This window comes from Streptomyces sp. NPDC026673, from assembly GCF_040638135.1.
GTDB lineage: Bacteria > Actinomycetota > Actinomycetes > Streptomycetales > Streptomycetaceae > Actinacidiphila.
The window spans coordinates 70,277-85,512 of the sequence record NZ_JBEZXR010000009.1; the positions used below are offsets into that span (position 1 = coordinate 70,277).

The window sequence follows — 15,236 nt, forward strand, 5'->3', positions numbered from 1 at the left end:
GACGCCGCGGGCCCCGCCGATGCTTCGGCGGGGCCCGCGGCGTTTGTCCGCGTCGGGGACGCCCGGGAGTCGGAGACGCCCGGGACGACCGCGACCGGCTAACGGCGACGCGGGGCCAGGTCGGCGATCCGGGCGGCCTGCTGCTCCCCGGCCAGTTGGGCGGTGCGCAGCGGGGACATGCCCGACACGCCGCCGACCGACTGGCCGGCGGCCCGGGCGCGCGGCTCGCCGGGAGCCGTACCACCCGGGTAGTTGCCGGACGGGTGCTGATGGCGCCGGGGTCCGGGTACGGGCGGCATCTCCCGTCGCTGCCGCCCGTGGGACACCCCGTTGTCCGCCCCGTCCGTCGACGCGACGGCGACCTGGACGCCCCGGTCGGCGAGCGCCTGGAGCTCGGTCGCGGCGCGGTCGTCGCCCGCGGGCGGCTCGTCCGTGACCAGATGGGTGATCAGATCGGTGGGCACGGTCTGGAACATGGTGTCCGTGCCCAGCTTGGTGTGGTCGGCCAGCACCACGACCTCCGCCGCCGCCTGGACCAGGGCGCGGTCCACGCTCGCGGAGAGCATGTTGGACGTGGACAGGCCGCGCTCCGCGCTCAGCCCCGCCCCGGACAGGAAGGCCCGTGACACCCGCAGCCCCTGCAGGGACTGCTCGGCGCCGCTGCCGACCAGCGCGTAGTTGGAGCCGCGGAGCGTGCCACCGGTCATGACGACCTCGACCCGGTTCGCATGCGCCAGGGCCTGCGCCACCAGCAGGGAGTTGGTGACGACGGTCAGCCCCGGCACCCGGGCGAGCCGGCGTGCCAGCTCCTGGGTGGTCGTGCCGGCGCCGACGACGATGGCCTCGCCCTCCTCGACGAGACCGGCCGCGAGATCGGCGATCGCCGTCTTCTCCGCGGTCGATAGATGGGATTTCTGCGGGAAGCCGGACTCCCTGGTGAAGCCCCCCGGCAGCACCGCACCGCCGTGCCGGCGGTCGAGCAGTCCTTCTGCCTCCAGCGCCCGCACGTCACGCCGTACGGTCACTTCCGAGGTCTGGACGACACGGGCGAGCTCACGGAGCGAGACCGCTCCGTTGGCGCGCACCATTTCGAGGATCAGTTGGCGACGTTCTGCTGCGAACACGAAACTGACAGTAACGCCAATGACCGTCTGCTATCAGCAGTTTGCACCGATTAACAGAAGTTGTTCGCGATGCCGGACGCCGCGTGCTATAGAAGCGACGGCGTCCGGACGGGTGACCGCCCGGAGCCCCCGGCTCCGCGCGGATTCCGGCCGGTCGCCGGGCCGCCCGGTCACGCCGTCGCCCGGTCGACCGGTCGCCCTACAGCTCGCCGGCCGCCTTGCGGGTCGCCAACTGCCGTGCGGCCTCGGCGATCGAACCCGACAGCGACGGATAGACCGTGTAGGTGTTCGCCATCTGTTCGACGGTCAGATTGTTGTCGACCGCGATCGAGATGGGGTGGATGAGTTCGCTCGCGCGCGGCGACACGACCACACCGCCGACCACGATGCCGGTGCCGGGGCGGCAGAAGAGCTTCACGAAGCCGTCCCGGATGCCCTGCATCTTGGCGCGCGGGTTGCGCAGCAGCGGGAGTTTGACGACCCGTGCGTCCATGATGCCCGCGTCGACGTCGGCCTGGGTGTAGCCGACGGTCGCGATCTCGGGGTCGGTGAAGACGTTCGAGGAGACCGTCTTGAGGTTGAGCGGGCCGACCGTCTCGCCCAGGAAGTGGTACATCGCGATCCGGCCCTGCATCGCCGCGACCGAGGCGAGGGCGAACACCCCCGTGACGTCACCGGCCGCGTACACGCCGGGGGCGGAGGTGCGGGAGACCTTGTCGGTCCAGATGTGGCCGGACTCCTTGACCTTGACGCCCGCGCCCTCCAGGCCCATGTCCGAGGTGTTCGGTATCGCGCCGACCGCCATGAGGCAGTGGCTGCCGGTGATGACCCGGCCGTCGGAGAGGGTGACCTCGACGCGGTCGCCGACCCGCTTGACGGACTCGGCGCGGGAGCGGGCCATGACGTTCATGCCGCGCCGCCGGAACACGTCCTCCAGGACGGCGGCGGCGTCCGGGTCCTCGCCGGGCAGCACGCGGTCGCGGGAGGAGACGAGCGTCACCCTGGAGCCGAGCGCCTGGTACGCGCCGGCGAACTCGGCACCGGTCACGCCGGAGCCGACCACGATGAGCTCCTCGGGGAGCTCGTCCAGGTCGTACACCTGCGTCCAGTTGAGGATCCGCTCGCCGTCCGGCCTGGCGTCGGGCAGTTCGCGGGGGCGGCCGCCGGTGGCGATCAGCACGGCGTCGGCCGTGAGGGTCTCCGAAGTGCCGTCGGCGGCCTCGACGATCACGGTGCGGGAGCCGTCGATCGCCTGCATGCCCTCCAGCCGGCCGCGGCCGCGCATCACCCGGGCGCCCGCGCGGGTGACGGAGGCGGTGATGTCGTGGGACTGGGCGAGCGCGAGGCGCTTCACCCGTCGGTTGACCTTGCCGAGGTCGACGCCGACCACGCGGGCGGCCTGCTCCAGGTGCGGTGTGTCGTCCGCCACGATGATGCCCAGTTCCTCGTACGAGGAGTCGAAGGTGGTCATCACCTCGGCTGTCGCGATCAGCGTCTTCGAGGGCACGCAGTCGGTGAGTACCGAAGCCCCGCCCAGACCGTCGCAGTCGACGACGGTCACCTCCGCGCCCAGCTGGCTGGCCACCAGGGCCGCTTCGTATCCGCCGGGTCCGCCACCAATGATCACGATCCGAGTCACGTACCCCATTGTCCCGCACGCGCCAAGTGATCACTTACGGGGGCGGTGCCCCGCTGTCGTACTCTCATGCCATGTCGCTCTACGCCGCGTACGCCGGCAACCTCGACGCGCGGCTGATGACCCGCCGCGCCCCGCACTCACCGCTGCGCGGCACCGGATGGCTCAGCGGCTGGCGCCTCACCTTCGGCGGCGAGCAGATGGGCTGGGAGGGCGCGCTCGCCACCCTCGTCGAGGACCCGCTGCACCAGGTCTTCGTCGGGCTGTACGACATCGCGCCGGTCGACGAGGAGTCGATGGACCGGTGGGAGGGCGTCCCGCTGGGCATCTACCGGCGCCACCTGGTGCGGGCGCACACGCTCGACGGCGACGTCCCCGCGTGGATCTACGTCCTCAACGACTACGAGGGCGGTCTGCCGTCCGCGCGCTACCTCGGGGAGATCGCCGACGCGGCGGAGTCCGCGGGCGCCCCGTACGACTACGTCATGGAACTGCGCAAGCGTCCCTGCTGAACCCGCGCCGCCGAGGCTCCCGAAAGCCCCGCGGAGCGCGTCAATCGGCGGATCCTCCGAAATTTCGCAGACCGTGACCTGGGACGTCTACGCGCGTAGGAGTAAACCGGCTACTCTCATCCGCGTGAACTCTTCCGCAACTCCCCACGCCGCCCGCACCCCGCTGGGCGACCCGTACGCCGCCGCCACGGCCGCCGCCGCTCGTCTGCGCGAGCTCACCGGCGACGAGACCCACGACGTCGCCCTGGTGATGGGCTCGGGCTGGGTTCCGGCCGCCGACGCCCTCGGTGAGGCCGAGCACGAGTTCGCGGTGACCGAGCTCCCGGGCTTCCCGCCGCCCGCCGTGGCCGGGCACTCCGGCAAGGTGCGCTCCGTGCGCATCGGCGACAAGCGGGCACTGGTCTTCCTCGGTCGCAACCACTTCTACGAGGGCCACGGCGTCGCCACCGTCGTGCACGGCGTGCGCACCGCCGTCGCCGCCGGCTGCAAGACCGTCGTCCTGACCAACGGCTGCGGCGGGCTGCGCCCCACCTACCGCCCCGGCCAGGCCGTGCTGATCAGCGACCACATCAACATGACGGCCACCTCGCCGATCGTCGGCGCCAACTTCGTCGACCTCACCGACCTCTACTCGCCGCGGCTGCGCGCCCTGTGCAAGGAGGTCGACCCCTCCCTGGAGGAGGGCGTCTACGTCCAGCTCCCCGGCCCGCACTACGAGACCCCCGCCGAGATCAACATGGTCCGGGTCATCGGCGGCGACCTGGTCGGCATGTCCACCACGCTGGAGGCCATCGCGGCCCGCGAGGCGGGCGCCGAGGTGCTCGGCATCTCCCTGGTGACCAACCTCGCCGCCGGCATGACGGGCGAGCCCCTGAACCACGAGGAGGTCCTGGAGGCCGGCCGCGACTCCGCCTCCCGGATGGGCAGCCTCCTCGCCCGGGTGCTCGAGCGGATCTGACCCCGTCGCCCCGGTGGGCGGCACGGCCTCCGTCCCTCGGCACGCCGCGCGCGATCCGTGGGGTGACCGCACGCTGGTTGGGGAAGACGCCCCACGGGGAGGCGACCGGGCGGCGCCCGTCGCGGCAGCCCGCTCTGCCGCCGCCCCGCCGGCGGGGCCCGACGTGCGGCCTCCCACTCCGGCGCCGGTCGCCGGACACCGGTCCGGGAGGCCCCAGGCCGACCCGCGCGGCGCGGGCGGCACCGAAGACCGAGACATCGCAGGAGCATCACGTGGCAAGCGCAAGCGAGAACGCGGAGCCGATCCGTCAGGCGCGCACCTGGCTGGCCGAGGATCCGGACCCGGACACCCGCGCTGAGCTGGAGACCCTGCTCACGGCCGTCGAGGCCGGTGACGAGGCGGCGGCCGCCGACCTCGCGGCCCGGTTCGCCGGCACCCTGCAGTTCGGCACGGCGGGGCTGCGCGGGGAGATCGGCGCCGGCCCGATGCGCATGAACCGCTCCGTGGTCATCCGGGCGGCCGCGGGCCTCGCCGCGTACCTGAAGGCGCAGGGCGCGGGCGACGGACTGGTCGTCGTCGGCCATGACGCCCGCCACAAGTCGGTGGACTTCGCCCGGGACACCGCCGCCGTCATGGTCGGCGCGGGCCTGCGGGCCGCCATCCTGCCTCGGCCCCTGCCGACACCGGTGCTGGCCTTCGCCATCCGCCACCTGGGCGCCGTCGCGGGCGTCGCGGTGACGGCGAGCCACAACCCGCCGCGTGACAACGGCTACAAGGTCTACCTCGGCGACGGCTCGCAGATCGTGCCGCCCGCCGACGCCGGGATCGCCGCCGAGATCGCCGCCGTCGGCCCGCTGACCGACGTACCGCTGGCCGACGAGGGCTGGCAGATCCTCGGCGAGGAGGTCGTCGAGGCCTATCTGGACCGCGCCGCCTCCGTCGTGGACCGGCACTCCCCGCGCGATCTGTCGGTCGTCTACACCCCCTTGCACGGTGTCGGCCGCGACGTGCTGACCGCGGCCTTCGAGCGGGCCGGGTTCGCGACCCCCCACGTGGTCGCCGAACAGGGCCAGCCCGACCCGGACTTCCCGACCGTCGCCTTCCCCAACCCGGAGGAGCCGGGGGCGATGGACCTGTCCTTCGCCGCGGCCCGGGCCCTCGGCCCCGACGTCGTCATCGCCAACGACCCCGACGCCGACCGCTGCGCCGTCGCCGTACCGGACCGTGCCGCAGAGGGCGGCTGGCGGATGCTGCGCGGCGACGAGGTCGGCGCGCTGCTCGCCACCCACCTGGTGCACCGCCGGGCCACCGGCACCTTCGCGGCGAGCATCGTCTCCTCCTCCCTGCTCTCCCGCATCGCGGCCCGCGCGGGCCTGGACTACGCCGACACCCTGACCGGCTTCAAGTGGATCTCCCGGGTGGACGGCCTGCGCTACGGCTACGAGGAGGCGCTGGGGTACTGCGTGGACCCGGAGGGCGTGCGCGACAAGGACGGCATCAGCGCGGCGCTGGCCGTCGCGGAACTGACCGCCGAACTCAAGGCGAAGGGCCGTACGCTCTCCGACCTGCTGGACGACATCGCCCTGGAGTACGGGCTGCACGCCACCGACCAGCTCTCGGTGCGGGTCTCCGACCTCTCGGTCATCGACGACGCGATGAACCGGCTGCGGGAGCGGCCGCCGAGCTCGTTGGCCGGCCTCGCCGTCGTCACCGCCGAGGACCTCGGCAAGGGCAGCGAGGAGCTGCCGCCGACCGACGGCCTGCGCTACCGGCTGGCCGGTTCCCCGGGCGCCGGTGTGGAATCGGCCCGGGTGATCGTGCGGCCGAGCGGCACCGAGCCCAAGCTGAAGTGCTACCTGGAGGTCGTCCTTCCCGTGCCGGGCGCCGACCGGCTGGCCGCCGTGCGCGCCCAGGCGACGGAGGTCCTCGCGGCCGTCAAGGCCGACCTCGCGACCGCCGCCGGGCTCCCCCGGGACGAAGCGGCCGCGAACGCCTGACGCCGGAACAACGCCGCCGCCCCGGTCCTGCCCGCACGGGCACGACCGGGGCGGCGGCATTGTTCCGGCGCCGTGCCGGCGGCCGGCTCAGCCCATCGCCAGCAGGACGATCAGCACGATCGCTCCCGCCACCGCGGGGGCGATCACCTCGTACGCCCAGCGGACCGTGACCTCGCCCTGCGCGGTGTCGCGGGCCGCGTTCTTCTCCGCCAGCTCCCGCAGATCGTCCACCGCCTGGTCCGACCACGCGCGCGTACGGTCCGAGGTGCCGGGACGGGGGTGCACGGTCGCGCTCGGGTCGCCCGCGGCCGCGGCACGCGTCTTGGCCCGGGCGGCCCGCTTCCGGGCGCGCATCGACACGGGGATGGACCACAGCTGGTACTTCTCGCCCCCGGCGAACAGCTCGGTCGAGTACCCCGACCGCAGCCCCTCCACCGCGCTCCACGGCGCGACGACGGTACGGAACGGGTTGCGCACCCGGATGCGGTCGTCACCGGCGTAGACGGCCGGGCGGAGGGTGAACGCGACGACCAGCGGCACGATCAGCAGCATCAGCGCGAGGGCCAGCCAGGGCGTGCGGCCGGTGCCGCGGACGATGGCGTCGATCCCGAGCCACAACGTGATGGCGAGCATGAGCACGCCGCCGGTGATGCCTGCCGCCGAGCGGTACGAGCGCTCGGCGTACTTCGGCTGCCCGGGCCCGGGCTGCGGTTCGGGGGCGGGGTTCTCGGAACTCGTCATGAGATCAGATTGTGCCTGACCCCGGCCTCGCGCCCCGCGGGGCGGAGGTTGCGTTAGTGCATCGGCGTCAGCGGCTGCCTACTCGTACCCCTTGTCCTGAGTGGAGTCGTAGACGAGCTTGCCCGCCCCGTCGTAGCCCTTGATGCGCGGCAGAGAGGTCACCGCCCGGCTGAGGACACCGGTGGCGACGAAGTAGCCGTGGTCGAGCGCGGCCTGCTGGGTGACCCCGCCGTAGGAGACGGTGACCTTGGCGACTCCCGGCTCGACCGTGCCGACGCTGCCCCAGCGGAAGGGGAAGCGGTACGGCAGGCCCGGGCCGGTGGCGGTGCCCATCTTGTAGAGGCTGTAGGAGTTGATGTCCGGGAAGACCGGTCCGCCGCCCGCATACGTGTCGGCGCCCATGCTGGTGTTGAGGCCCTGCGTCTCACCGTCCTTGTCGGTGCAGATCAAGCGGACCGGCTTGTCGGCCGAGGTGCCGACGGCCACGACCCGGATGCCGTCGCCGGGGGAGTTCTTGTCGCCTGTGGCGTTCAGGGCGAGGATCACGCGGTAGTCCTCGACCTTGCCGAGGTCACTGCCCCGCAGTCCGACTGCCGTCCGCTGGTGCGCCCTGTCGAAGGCCAGGCACCGCTCCAGCGCCTCGCCCGCCCGCTCCAGCGTGATGCCGTCCACGAGCTGCCCCGGCGTGAGCGGCCCCTCGGGCCCGCTCGCCCGGGCCGGCGCGGAGGGGCGCGACTGCGCGCCGCTCGCCGCCGCGGACGGCCGGGCGTCCTGTGCCGGCAGCGCGGTCGTGCTCTGGCCGTCCGGCTGGTAGTGCACCGCGAGCGCCGTGCCGGGCACCGCGACCAGGGCCGCCAGCCCCGCCCCGACGGCGAGCAGACGGCGCCTGCGGCCCGTTCTGCCCCGCCGCACGATCGAGGTGTAGGGCGCCTCGCCCGCGCGGAACCCGTCCGTCTCGTGTTCGAGGAGTTCGCGCAGCTGCGCCTCGAACTCCGTGTCCTGCTCCGCGGGGCCGTGCCCCAGGGCGTCTGCCTTGTCCCTCATCGGACTCCCCCTCCTACCTTTCCGCTGTCCGCCGTGATCCATGTCGTCCCCGTACCGGCGCCCGCTTTCCGCGCGGCCGCAACGGTCGTGCCCAGCCGCGCCCGCAGCTTCGCCAGGCCCCGGGCCGCCTGGCTCTTGACCGTCCCGGCCGAGCAGCCCAGGACATGGGCCACCTCGGTCTCCGACAGGTCGTCCCAGTACCGCAGCACCACCACGGCACGCTGCCGGGCGGGCAGCTCGCCGAGCGCCGCCAGCAGCTCCTCCCGCAGCGCCACCCGCGCCGTGGGATCGGCTCCGGGGCCGTCCGGCGGCGCGTCCGTGAGCCGTTCGGCCACGCGTTTCTTGCGGAACCGGTCCTTGTTGCACGTGATCAGAATGCGCCGCACATAGGCGTCCGGATTGTCGCTGCGCTGCACCCGGCGCCATGACCGGTATGCCTTGGCCAGCGCGGTCTGCGCCAGGTCCTCCGCGTGATGCCCGTCACCTGTGAGCAAGTAGGCGGTCCGGACCAGATGGGCCCATCTGGCGCGGACGTAGCCTTGGAACTGCGCCTCGTCGTCTGGATTCATCGATGACCCCCTTCAACCCACCAGACCACCGCTTTCGCGGATTCGGTTGCCGGGCCCCGCGCACGGGATCGGACGGATCCCTCCCCACCGGTGACATTCGCTACGCGCGTAGATATGCTGGTCTGGTGACCATGCCCACCACTGTTCCCGCTCACGGCCCCGACGCCGCGGCCCGGCTGGCGTCCATGTCCGACGTCACGGCCTCCGACGCCGCGCTGCGCCGCTTCCTGCACGGGCTGCCCGGCGTCGACGCGGTCGGTCTCGAAGGCCGCGCCGCAAGCCTCGGCACCCGTTCGATCAAGACCACGGCGAAGGCGTACGCCATCGACCTGGCGATCTCGATGATCGACCTGACCACGCTCGAAGGCGCGGACACCCCGGGCAAGGTCCGGGCGCTGTGCGCCAAGGGCGTCAATCCGGACCCGACCGACCGCACGACCCCCCAGGTCGCCGCGATCTGCGTCTACCCGGACATGGCCGCCGTCGCCAAGGAGGCGCTCGGCGTCTCGGGCGTGCGCGTCGCCTCCGTCGCCACCGCCTTCCCGGCCGGCCGGGCCGCGCTGCCGGTCAAGCTCGCCGACACCGCCGACGCGGTCGCCGCGGGAGCCGACGAGGTCGACATGGTCATCGACCGCGGCGCCTTCCTCTCCGGCCGGTACCTGAAGGTCTTCGAGGAGATCAAGGCCGTCAAGGAGGCCTGCCGCCGCCCCGACGGCACCTCCGCCCGCCTCAAGGTGATCTTCGAGACCGGCGAGCTCGCGACGTACGACAACATCCGCCGCGCCTCCTGGCTCGGCATGCTCGCCGGCGCCGACTTCATCAAGACCTCCACGGGCAAGGTCGCGGTCAACGCCACCCCGGCCAACACCCTCCTGATGCTGGAGGCGGTGCGCGACTTCCGCACCGCCACGGGCGTCCAGGTCGGCGTCAAGCCCGCCGGCGGCATCCGCACCTCCAAGGACGCCATCAAGTTCCTGGTCATCGTCAACGAGACCGTGGGCGAAGAGTGGCTGAGCAACGAGTGGTTCCGTTTCGGTGCGTCCAGCCTGCTGAACGATCTGCTCATGCAGCGTCAGAAGCTGAGCACCGGCCGCTACTCCGGTCCCGACTACGTGACGGTGGACTGAGAACTCCGATGACAAAGACCAAGCAGACCCAGCAGACCCAGCCCGCCGAGCAGCAGAGGCCGGGCTCCGCCTTCGCGTACGCGCCGGCGCCGGAGTCCCGTTCCGTCGTCGACATCGCCCCCTCCTACGGCCTGTTCATCGACGGCGAGTTCGCCGACGCCGCCGACGGCAGGGTCTTCAAGACCGTCAGCCCCTCCACCGAGGAAGTCCTCGCCGAGGTCGCCCAGGCCGGCGAGGCGGATGTGGACCGGGCCGTCAGGGCCGCCCGCAAGGCGTTCGAGTCCTGGTCGGCGCTGCCCGGCTCCGAGCGCGCCAAGTACCTGTTCCGCATCGCCCGGATCATCCAGGAGCGCTCGCGCGAACTGGCCGTCCTGGAGACGCTGGACAACGGCAAGCCGATCAAGGAGACCCGCGACGCGGACCTCCCGCTGGTCGCCGCGCACTTCTTCTACTACGCCGGCTGGGCCGACAAGCTGTCGCACGCCGGCTACGGTCCGAACCCCCGCCCGCTGGGCGTGGCCGGCCAGGTCATCCCCTGGAACTTCCCGCTGCTGATGCTGGCGTGGAAGATCGCCCCGGCCCTGGCCACCGGCAACACGGTCGTGCTCAAGCCGGCCGAGACCACCCCGCTGTCCGCGCTCTTCTTCGCCGACATCTGCCGTCAGGCGGGCCTGCCCAAGGGCGTCGTCAACATCCTGCCCGGCTACGGGGACGCCGGCGCCGCGCTGGTCGCGCACGAGGGCGTCTCCAAGGTCGCCTTCACCGGCTCCACCGCCGTGGGCAAGCAGATCGCCCGTACCGTCGCCGGTACGAAGAAGAAGGTCACCCTGGAGCTGGGCGGCAAGGGCGCGAACATCGTCTTCGACGACGCGCCGATCGACCAGGCCGTCGAGGGCATCGTCAACGGCATCTTCTTCAACCAGGGCCAGGTCTGCTGCGCCGGTTCGCGCCTGCTGATCCAGGAGTCGGTCGCGGACGAGGTGCTGGACGCGCTCAAGCGCCGGCTGTCCACGCTGCGCGTCGGTGACCCGCTGGACAAGAACACCGACATCGGCGCCATCAACTCCGCGGAGCAGCTGGCCCGGATCACCGCGCTCGCCGAGGCCGGCGAGGCCGAGGGCGCCGAGCGCTGGTCACCCGCCTGCGAGCTGCCGTCCGCGGGCTACTGGTTCGCGCCGACGCTCTTCACCGGGGTCACCCAGGCACACCGCATCGCCCGCGAGGAGATCTTCGGCCCGGTGTTGTCGGTGCTGACCTTCCGCACCCCGGCCGAGGCCGTGGAGAAGGCCAACAACACCCCCTACGGCCTGTCGGCCGGTATCTGGACGGAGAAGGGTTCGCGCATCCTGTCGGTCGCGAACCAGCTCCGCGCCGGCGTGGTGTGGGCCAACACGTTCAACAAGTTCGACCCGACCTCGCCCTTCGGCGGCTACAAGGAGTCGGGCTTCGGTCGCGAGGGCGGCCGCCACGGTCTGGAGGCGTACCTCGATGTCTGACGCAAGGCTCTCCGTCTTCAAGACCTACAAGCTGTTCGTCGGGGGCAAGTTCCCCCGCAGCGAGAGCGGGCGGGTGTACGAGGTGACCGACTCCAAGGGCAGGTGGCTCGCCAACGCCCCGCAGTCCTCCCGCAAGGACGCCCGTGACGCGGTGTCCGCCGCCCGCAAGGCCTTCGCCGGCTGGTCGGGCGCGACCGCGTACAACCGGGGGCAGATCCTCTACCGCATCGCGGAGATGCTGGAGGGCCGCCGGGAGCAGTTCGTCCGCGAGGTCGGCGAGGCCGAGGGGCTGTCGAAGTCCAAGGCGGCCGCCGTGGTGGACGCCGCGATCGACCGCTGGGTCTGGTACGCGGGCTGGACCGACAAGATCGCCCAGATCGTGGGCGGCGCCAACCCGGTCGCGGGGCCGTACTTCAACCTGTCGAGCCCGGAGCCGACCGGTGTGGTCGCGGTCGTCGCGCCGCAGGAGTCGTCCTTCCTGGGCCTGGTCTCGGTGGTCGCCCCGGTGATCGCCACCGGCAACACCGCGGTCGTGGTGACCAGTGAGAAGGCCCCGCTGCCCGCGCTGTCGCTGGGCGAGGTGCTGGCCACCTCGGACCTGCCGGGCGGTGTCGTCAACATCCTGTCCGGCCGCACCTCCGAGGTCGCTCCGACGCTGGCCGCGCACATGGACGTCAACGCCCTGGACCTGGCGGGGACGGTGGACGACGCCGGTCTGGCCAGGGAGCTGGAGATCGCCGCCGCGGACAACCTCAAGCGGGTGCTGCGTCCACAGGCTGTGGACTGGGTGGCCGAGCCCGGAACGGACCGCATGACGGCCTTCCTGGAGACCAAGACGGTCTGGCACCCCGCGGGTGCCGGCGCGTCCTCGGGCTCCGCGTACTGACCCGGTTCCCCGGCGGCCCGTCCCGCCGCCGGGGGACCGGCATCGCCCGCACGACCCGGCGGCGGGCCCCCGCGACAGATGTGTCCCCGCGGGGGCCCGCCGCCGTACGCGTTCCGGAGCCGTCAGCGACCCTGGAGCGTCCTGACCGCGTCCCCGAGCAGCGGCAGGTCGGCGACCGTGCGGCTGTCGGCGACGGGCTTGGTGACGTCGGCGGTGGAGACCGGCTTGAAGTCGGCCACCTGCGAACCCACCGCGTTGTCCAGGGGGTTGACGCTGGTCTGCGCGAACGGGTTGACCGGGAGATGGTTCACCGTGCCGATCAGGGCCGACGTCGCCTCCCGACCGGCCTTGGCGGCCGTCGCCGATCCTTCGCTCTGGGCGTCCGCGTGCGCCGCCCCCGCCGAGGCGACGGCCGCGAGGGACGACACCGTGAGGACGGCGGCGCGGAGAAGCGTGCGGGAGAACTGCGGCATCAAGATCCACCTGCCTGGTCGCCGGTCCGCGCACGGGGCCCGTCCGGGCTGCCCGGCAGTCGTTCCCGTACGCGACAATGACGTCACGTACCGTATTCGGTTGAACATCACGCTTCCAAAGCATGTCCCGGTGGGTCACTCCAAAGGTGTAATGCCGCACACTGGTGTCCCGTGAGCTCCCACCCTCCCGCCACCCGCGTGATCCTGCTGACCGGCCCCTCCGGGTCCGGCAAGTCCTCGCTCGCCGCCCGTGCCGGGCTGCCGGTCCTGCGTCTGGACGACTTCTACAAGGAGGGCGACGACCCGACCCTCCCGATGCTGCCGAGCGGCATCGGCGCCGACTGGGACTCACCGCTCTCCTGGAACGCCGACGCGGCCGTCGCCGCCGTGGCCGAGCTCTGCGCCAAGGGCAGCACCGCCGTCCCGGTGTACGAGATCTCCTCCAGCTCTGTCACCGGCCACACGGAGGTCGGCCTGGGCGGAGCCCCGCTCTTCATCGCGGAGGGCATCTTCGCCGCCGACATCGTCGCGCGCTGCGCCGAACTCGGCGTGCTCGCCGACGCGCTGTGCCTGAGCCGCGGCGCGGTCACCACCGCCCGCCGCCGCTTCGTCCGGGACCTGCGCGAGGGCCGGAAGTCGCTGTCCTTCCTGCTGCGCCGGGGCTGGCACCTGATGCGGGCCGAGCGGGACATCGTCGCCCGGCACGCGGCGCTCGGGGCGCATGTGTGCGACCGCGACGAGGCGCTGGAACGGATCGGTCGCGCCCATTTCGCGCCTTCCGCCGTTCAGGTCTGAACGAAACGGCGCGCGCGTCCGTAAGGACATGCGTGAGGGAGCGGTGCGCGCGGACCCCCCGCTGCGCGCGACCGCTCCCTCTTGCATCCCCCGGATCCCCCCGGATCCCCCGGATCCCCCCGTTTCCCCGATCCCCCGGTTCCCCCGTTCCCCCCCGGCGTCAGGCCACCAGCTCGCCGAACGCCGCCTCCTCGTCGACGCCCGCGCTGAGCGTCTCGTCCTCGCGCAGCCGGCGCAGGGAGCGCCAGATGCTGCTCTTCACCGTGCCGACGCTGATGCCGAGGATCTCGGCGATCTCCGGGTCGGTGCGGCCCTCGTAGTAACGGAGCACCAGCATCGTGCGCTGCGGCTCCGGGAGCTTGGCGAGCGCCTGCCACAGCACGGCCCGCAGTTCGGTGCCGCGCATCGCGTCCGTCTCGCCCGCCGTCTCCGGCAGCTCCTCGGTCGGGTACTCGTTGAGCTTGCGGCGCCGCCAGGCGCTGATGTGCAGGTTGGTCATCGTCCGGCGCAGGTAGCCGCCGACCGCGGCCTTGTCACTGATCCGGTCCCACGCCCGGTAGGTCGAGAACAGCGCGCTCTGCAGCAGGTCCTCGGCCTCGTAGCGATCGCCGGTCAGGTGGTAGGCGGTCGCGTACAGAGAGGCCCGGCGCTCCTGGACGTAGGCGGTGAAGTCCGCCTCCGCCGTGAAGCACCGCTCCCCCGGGATCTCCCGGGCCCCCGTGGCCTCTCCGTAGGCGACACCCCCGTGCCCCCCGTCTCCCCCGTGACCGCCCTCGATCGCCGTGATGTACGGCGGACGGTTGCGGACCACCTGACGCCCGGTGCCACGAGCGCACCCCCGCCCGCCCGTGGCACCGGACTTCTCGACACCCCGGCCCGCGGTGTGCAGGCGCGGCTGAAGGACTGCGGTGGTCGTCGTGCTGTGCAGTGCGTTCATTTCGCGCCCCCCGTGGGTGGAGCCGGCCTGGTCTTCGTACCCGTCCGGCGGGGGCCGCCCCGGTGGGCGTCCCCGTCGATGACCAATAGCCTGCCGTGCCAGTTTCATGGCGCTGTCCGCCAAGTGTCACAGGCCCGTCACAGACGACGGCGGTACCTTCCGCACCCCCTCTTGGGAGAGAATGCCGACGTGCCTTTCCTGTTGCTGATCGAGGACGACGACGCCATCCGAGCGAGCCTCGAACTCGCCCTGTCGCGCCAGGGCCACCGTGTGGTGGCCGCGGCGACGGGCGAGGACGGGCTGAAACTGCTGCGTGAGCAGCGGCCGGACCTGATCGTGCTGGACGTGATGCTCCCGGGCATCGACGGCTTCGAGGTGTGCCGCCGCATCCGGCGCACCGACCAGCTGCCGATCATCCTGCTCACCGCGCGCAGCGACGACATCGACGTCGTGGTGGGACTGGAGTCCGGGGCGGACGACTACGTGGTCAAGCCCATCCAGCCGCGCGTGCTGGACGCCCGCATCCGCGCGGTGCTGCGCCGGGGCGAGCGGGACAGCTCCGACTCGGCCGCCTTCGGCAGCATCGTCATCGACCGCTCGGCGATGACCGTCACGAAGAACGGCGAGGATCTGCAGCTCACCCCGACCGAGCTGCGGCTGCTGCTGGAGCTGAGCCGCCGTCCCGGGCAGGCCCTGTCGCGCCAGCAGTTGCTGCGCCTGGTGTGGGAGCACGACTACCTGGGCGACTCGCGCCTGGTGGACGCCTGTGTGCAGCGGCTGCGCGCGAAGATCGAGGACGTGCCGTCGTCGCCGACCCTGATCCGTACCGTGCGAGGCGTCGGGTACCGCCTGGACGCGCCGGCGTGAACCCACCGCACCACGACGACACGGCCGGTGACACCGAGACGGATCAGCGGCTGGGCGGCTGGAGGTCACGGCTG

General features: G+C 72.4%; 15 protein-coding genes. 8 read left to right on the plus strand and 7 right to left on the minus strand.

The features are described from left to right. Positions 1 to 98: 98 nt before the first annotated feature. Positions 99 to 1,124, minus strand: coding sequence for a DeoR/GlpR family DNA-binding transcription regulator (locus AB0F62_RS09990; RefSeq protein ID WP_361794694.1), 1,026 nt, complete (start codon positions 1,122 to 1,124; stop codon positions 99 to 101). 199 nt (positions 1,125 to 1,323) lie between these two features. Beyond that, entirely contained in the window at positions 1,324 to 2,772 is a 1,449-nt protein-coding gene (locus AB0F62_RS09995; protein ID WP_361794697.1) for an NAD(P)H-quinone dehydrogenase, read from the minus strand. A 62-nt stretch (positions 2,773 to 2,834) separates the two neighbouring features. Here AB0F62_RS09995 and AB0F62_RS10000 point away from each other — a divergent pair, with 62 nt between their 5' ends. From AB0F62_RS10000 to AB0F62_RS10010, 3 genes are all read left to right on the plus strand, one after another. Next, positions 2,835 to 3,272 carry a gamma-glutamylcyclotransferase gene (locus tag AB0F62_RS10000; RefSeq protein WP_361794700.1) on the plus strand — a complete coding sequence of 146 codons (438 nt, stop codon included), beginning with the start codon at positions 2,835 to 2,837 and terminating at the stop codon, positions 3,270 to 3,272. 124 nt (positions 3,273 to 3,396) lie between these two features. Then, positions 3,397 to 4,230, plus strand: a complete 834-nt coding sequence (locus AB0F62_RS10005) for a purine-nucleoside phosphorylase (RefSeq protein ID WP_361794703.1) — start codon at positions 3,397 to 3,399, stop codon at positions 4,228 to 4,230. A gap of 272 nt (positions 4,231 to 4,502) precedes the next feature. Further along, entirely contained in the window at positions 4,503 to 6,227 is a 1,725-nt protein-coding gene (locus tag AB0F62_RS10010; protein ID WP_361794706.1) for a phospho-sugar mutase, read from the plus strand. 87 nt (positions 6,228 to 6,314) lie between these two features. On the opposite strand, the gene AB0F62_RS10015 is transcribed toward AB0F62_RS10010, so the two are convergent. The 3 genes from AB0F62_RS10015 to AB0F62_RS10025 all read right to left on the minus strand — a co-directional run bounded on the left by AB0F62_RS10015 (position 6,315) and on the right by AB0F62_RS10025 (position 8,581). Beyond that, positions 6,315 to 6,968, minus strand: coding sequence for a PH domain-containing protein (locus tag AB0F62_RS10015; RefSeq protein WP_361794709.1), 654 nt, complete (start codon positions 6,966 to 6,968; stop codon positions 6,315 to 6,317). 78 nt (positions 6,969 to 7,046) lie between these two features. Beyond that, positions 7,047 to 8,012, minus strand: a complete 966-nt coding sequence (locus tag AB0F62_RS10020; RefSeq protein ID WP_361794712.1) for a hypothetical protein — start codon at positions 8,010 to 8,012, stop codon at positions 7,047 to 7,049. Further along, positions 8,009 to 8,581 carry a SigE family RNA polymerase sigma factor gene (locus AB0F62_RS10025; RefSeq protein ID WP_361794715.1) on the minus strand — a complete coding sequence of 191 codons (573 nt, stop codon included), beginning with the start codon at positions 8,579 to 8,581 and terminating at the stop codon, positions 8,009 to 8,011. The genes AB0F62_RS10020 and AB0F62_RS10025 overlap by 4 nt, the downstream gene beginning before the upstream one ends. A gap of 131 nt (positions 8,582 to 8,712) precedes the next feature. On the opposite strand from AB0F62_RS10025, the gene deoC reads away from it, so the two are divergent. From deoC to AB0F62_RS10040, 3 genes are read left to right on the plus strand one after another with little or no spacing between them, the layout of a single operon-like run. Continuing rightward, positions 8,713 to 9,708, plus strand: a complete 996-nt coding sequence (gene deoC / locus AB0F62_RS10030) for a deoxyribose-phosphate aldolase (protein ID WP_361794975.1) — start codon at positions 8,713 to 8,715, stop codon at positions 9,706 to 9,708. Between the two features lie 8 nt (positions 9,709 to 9,716). Beyond that, on the plus strand, positions 9,717 to 11,204 hold the full coding sequence (locus tag AB0F62_RS10035; RefSeq protein WP_361794718.1) for an aldehyde dehydrogenase family protein: 1,488 nt from the start codon (positions 9,717 to 9,719) through the stop codon (positions 11,202 to 11,204). Beyond that, a complete protein-coding gene (locus AB0F62_RS10040; RefSeq protein ID WP_361794721.1) occupies positions 11,197 to 12,090 on the plus strand; it encodes an aldehyde dehydrogenase family protein in 894 nt (297 codons plus the stop codon). The genes AB0F62_RS10035 and AB0F62_RS10040 overlap by 8 nt, the downstream gene beginning before the upstream one ends. A gap of 122 nt (positions 12,091 to 12,212) precedes the next feature. On the opposite strand, the gene AB0F62_RS10045 is transcribed toward AB0F62_RS10040, so the two are convergent. After that, the gene (locus AB0F62_RS10045) at positions 12,213 to 12,563 is read right to left on the minus strand and encodes a hypothetical protein (protein ID WP_361794724.1); all 351 of its coding nucleotides are present in this window, start codon (positions 12,561 to 12,563) and stop codon (positions 12,213 to 12,215) included. Positions 12,564 to 12,734: 171 nt separating this feature from the next. Between AB0F62_RS10045 and AB0F62_RS10050 the strand changes: the two genes are divergently transcribed. After that, a complete protein-coding gene (locus tag AB0F62_RS10050; protein ID WP_361794727.1) occupies positions 12,735 to 13,358 on the plus strand; it encodes an ATP-binding protein in 624 nt (207 codons plus the stop codon). A 160-nt stretch (positions 13,359 to 13,518) separates the two neighbouring features. On the opposite strand, the gene AB0F62_RS10055 is transcribed toward AB0F62_RS10050, so the two are convergent. Further along, positions 13,519 to 14,295 (minus strand): SigE family RNA polymerase sigma factor, encoded by a 777-nt coding sequence (locus tag AB0F62_RS10055; protein ID WP_361794730.1) that lies wholly within the window; start codon positions 14,293 to 14,295, stop codon positions 13,519 to 13,521. A 189-nt stretch (positions 14,296 to 14,484) separates the two neighbouring features. On the opposite strand from AB0F62_RS10055, the gene AB0F62_RS10060 reads away from it, so the two are divergent. Next, a complete protein-coding gene (locus AB0F62_RS10060) occupies positions 14,485 to 15,162 on the plus strand; it encodes a response regulator transcription factor (RefSeq protein ID WP_361794733.1) in 678 nt (225 codons plus the stop codon). Positions 15,163 to 15,236 lie beyond the last annotated feature (74 nt).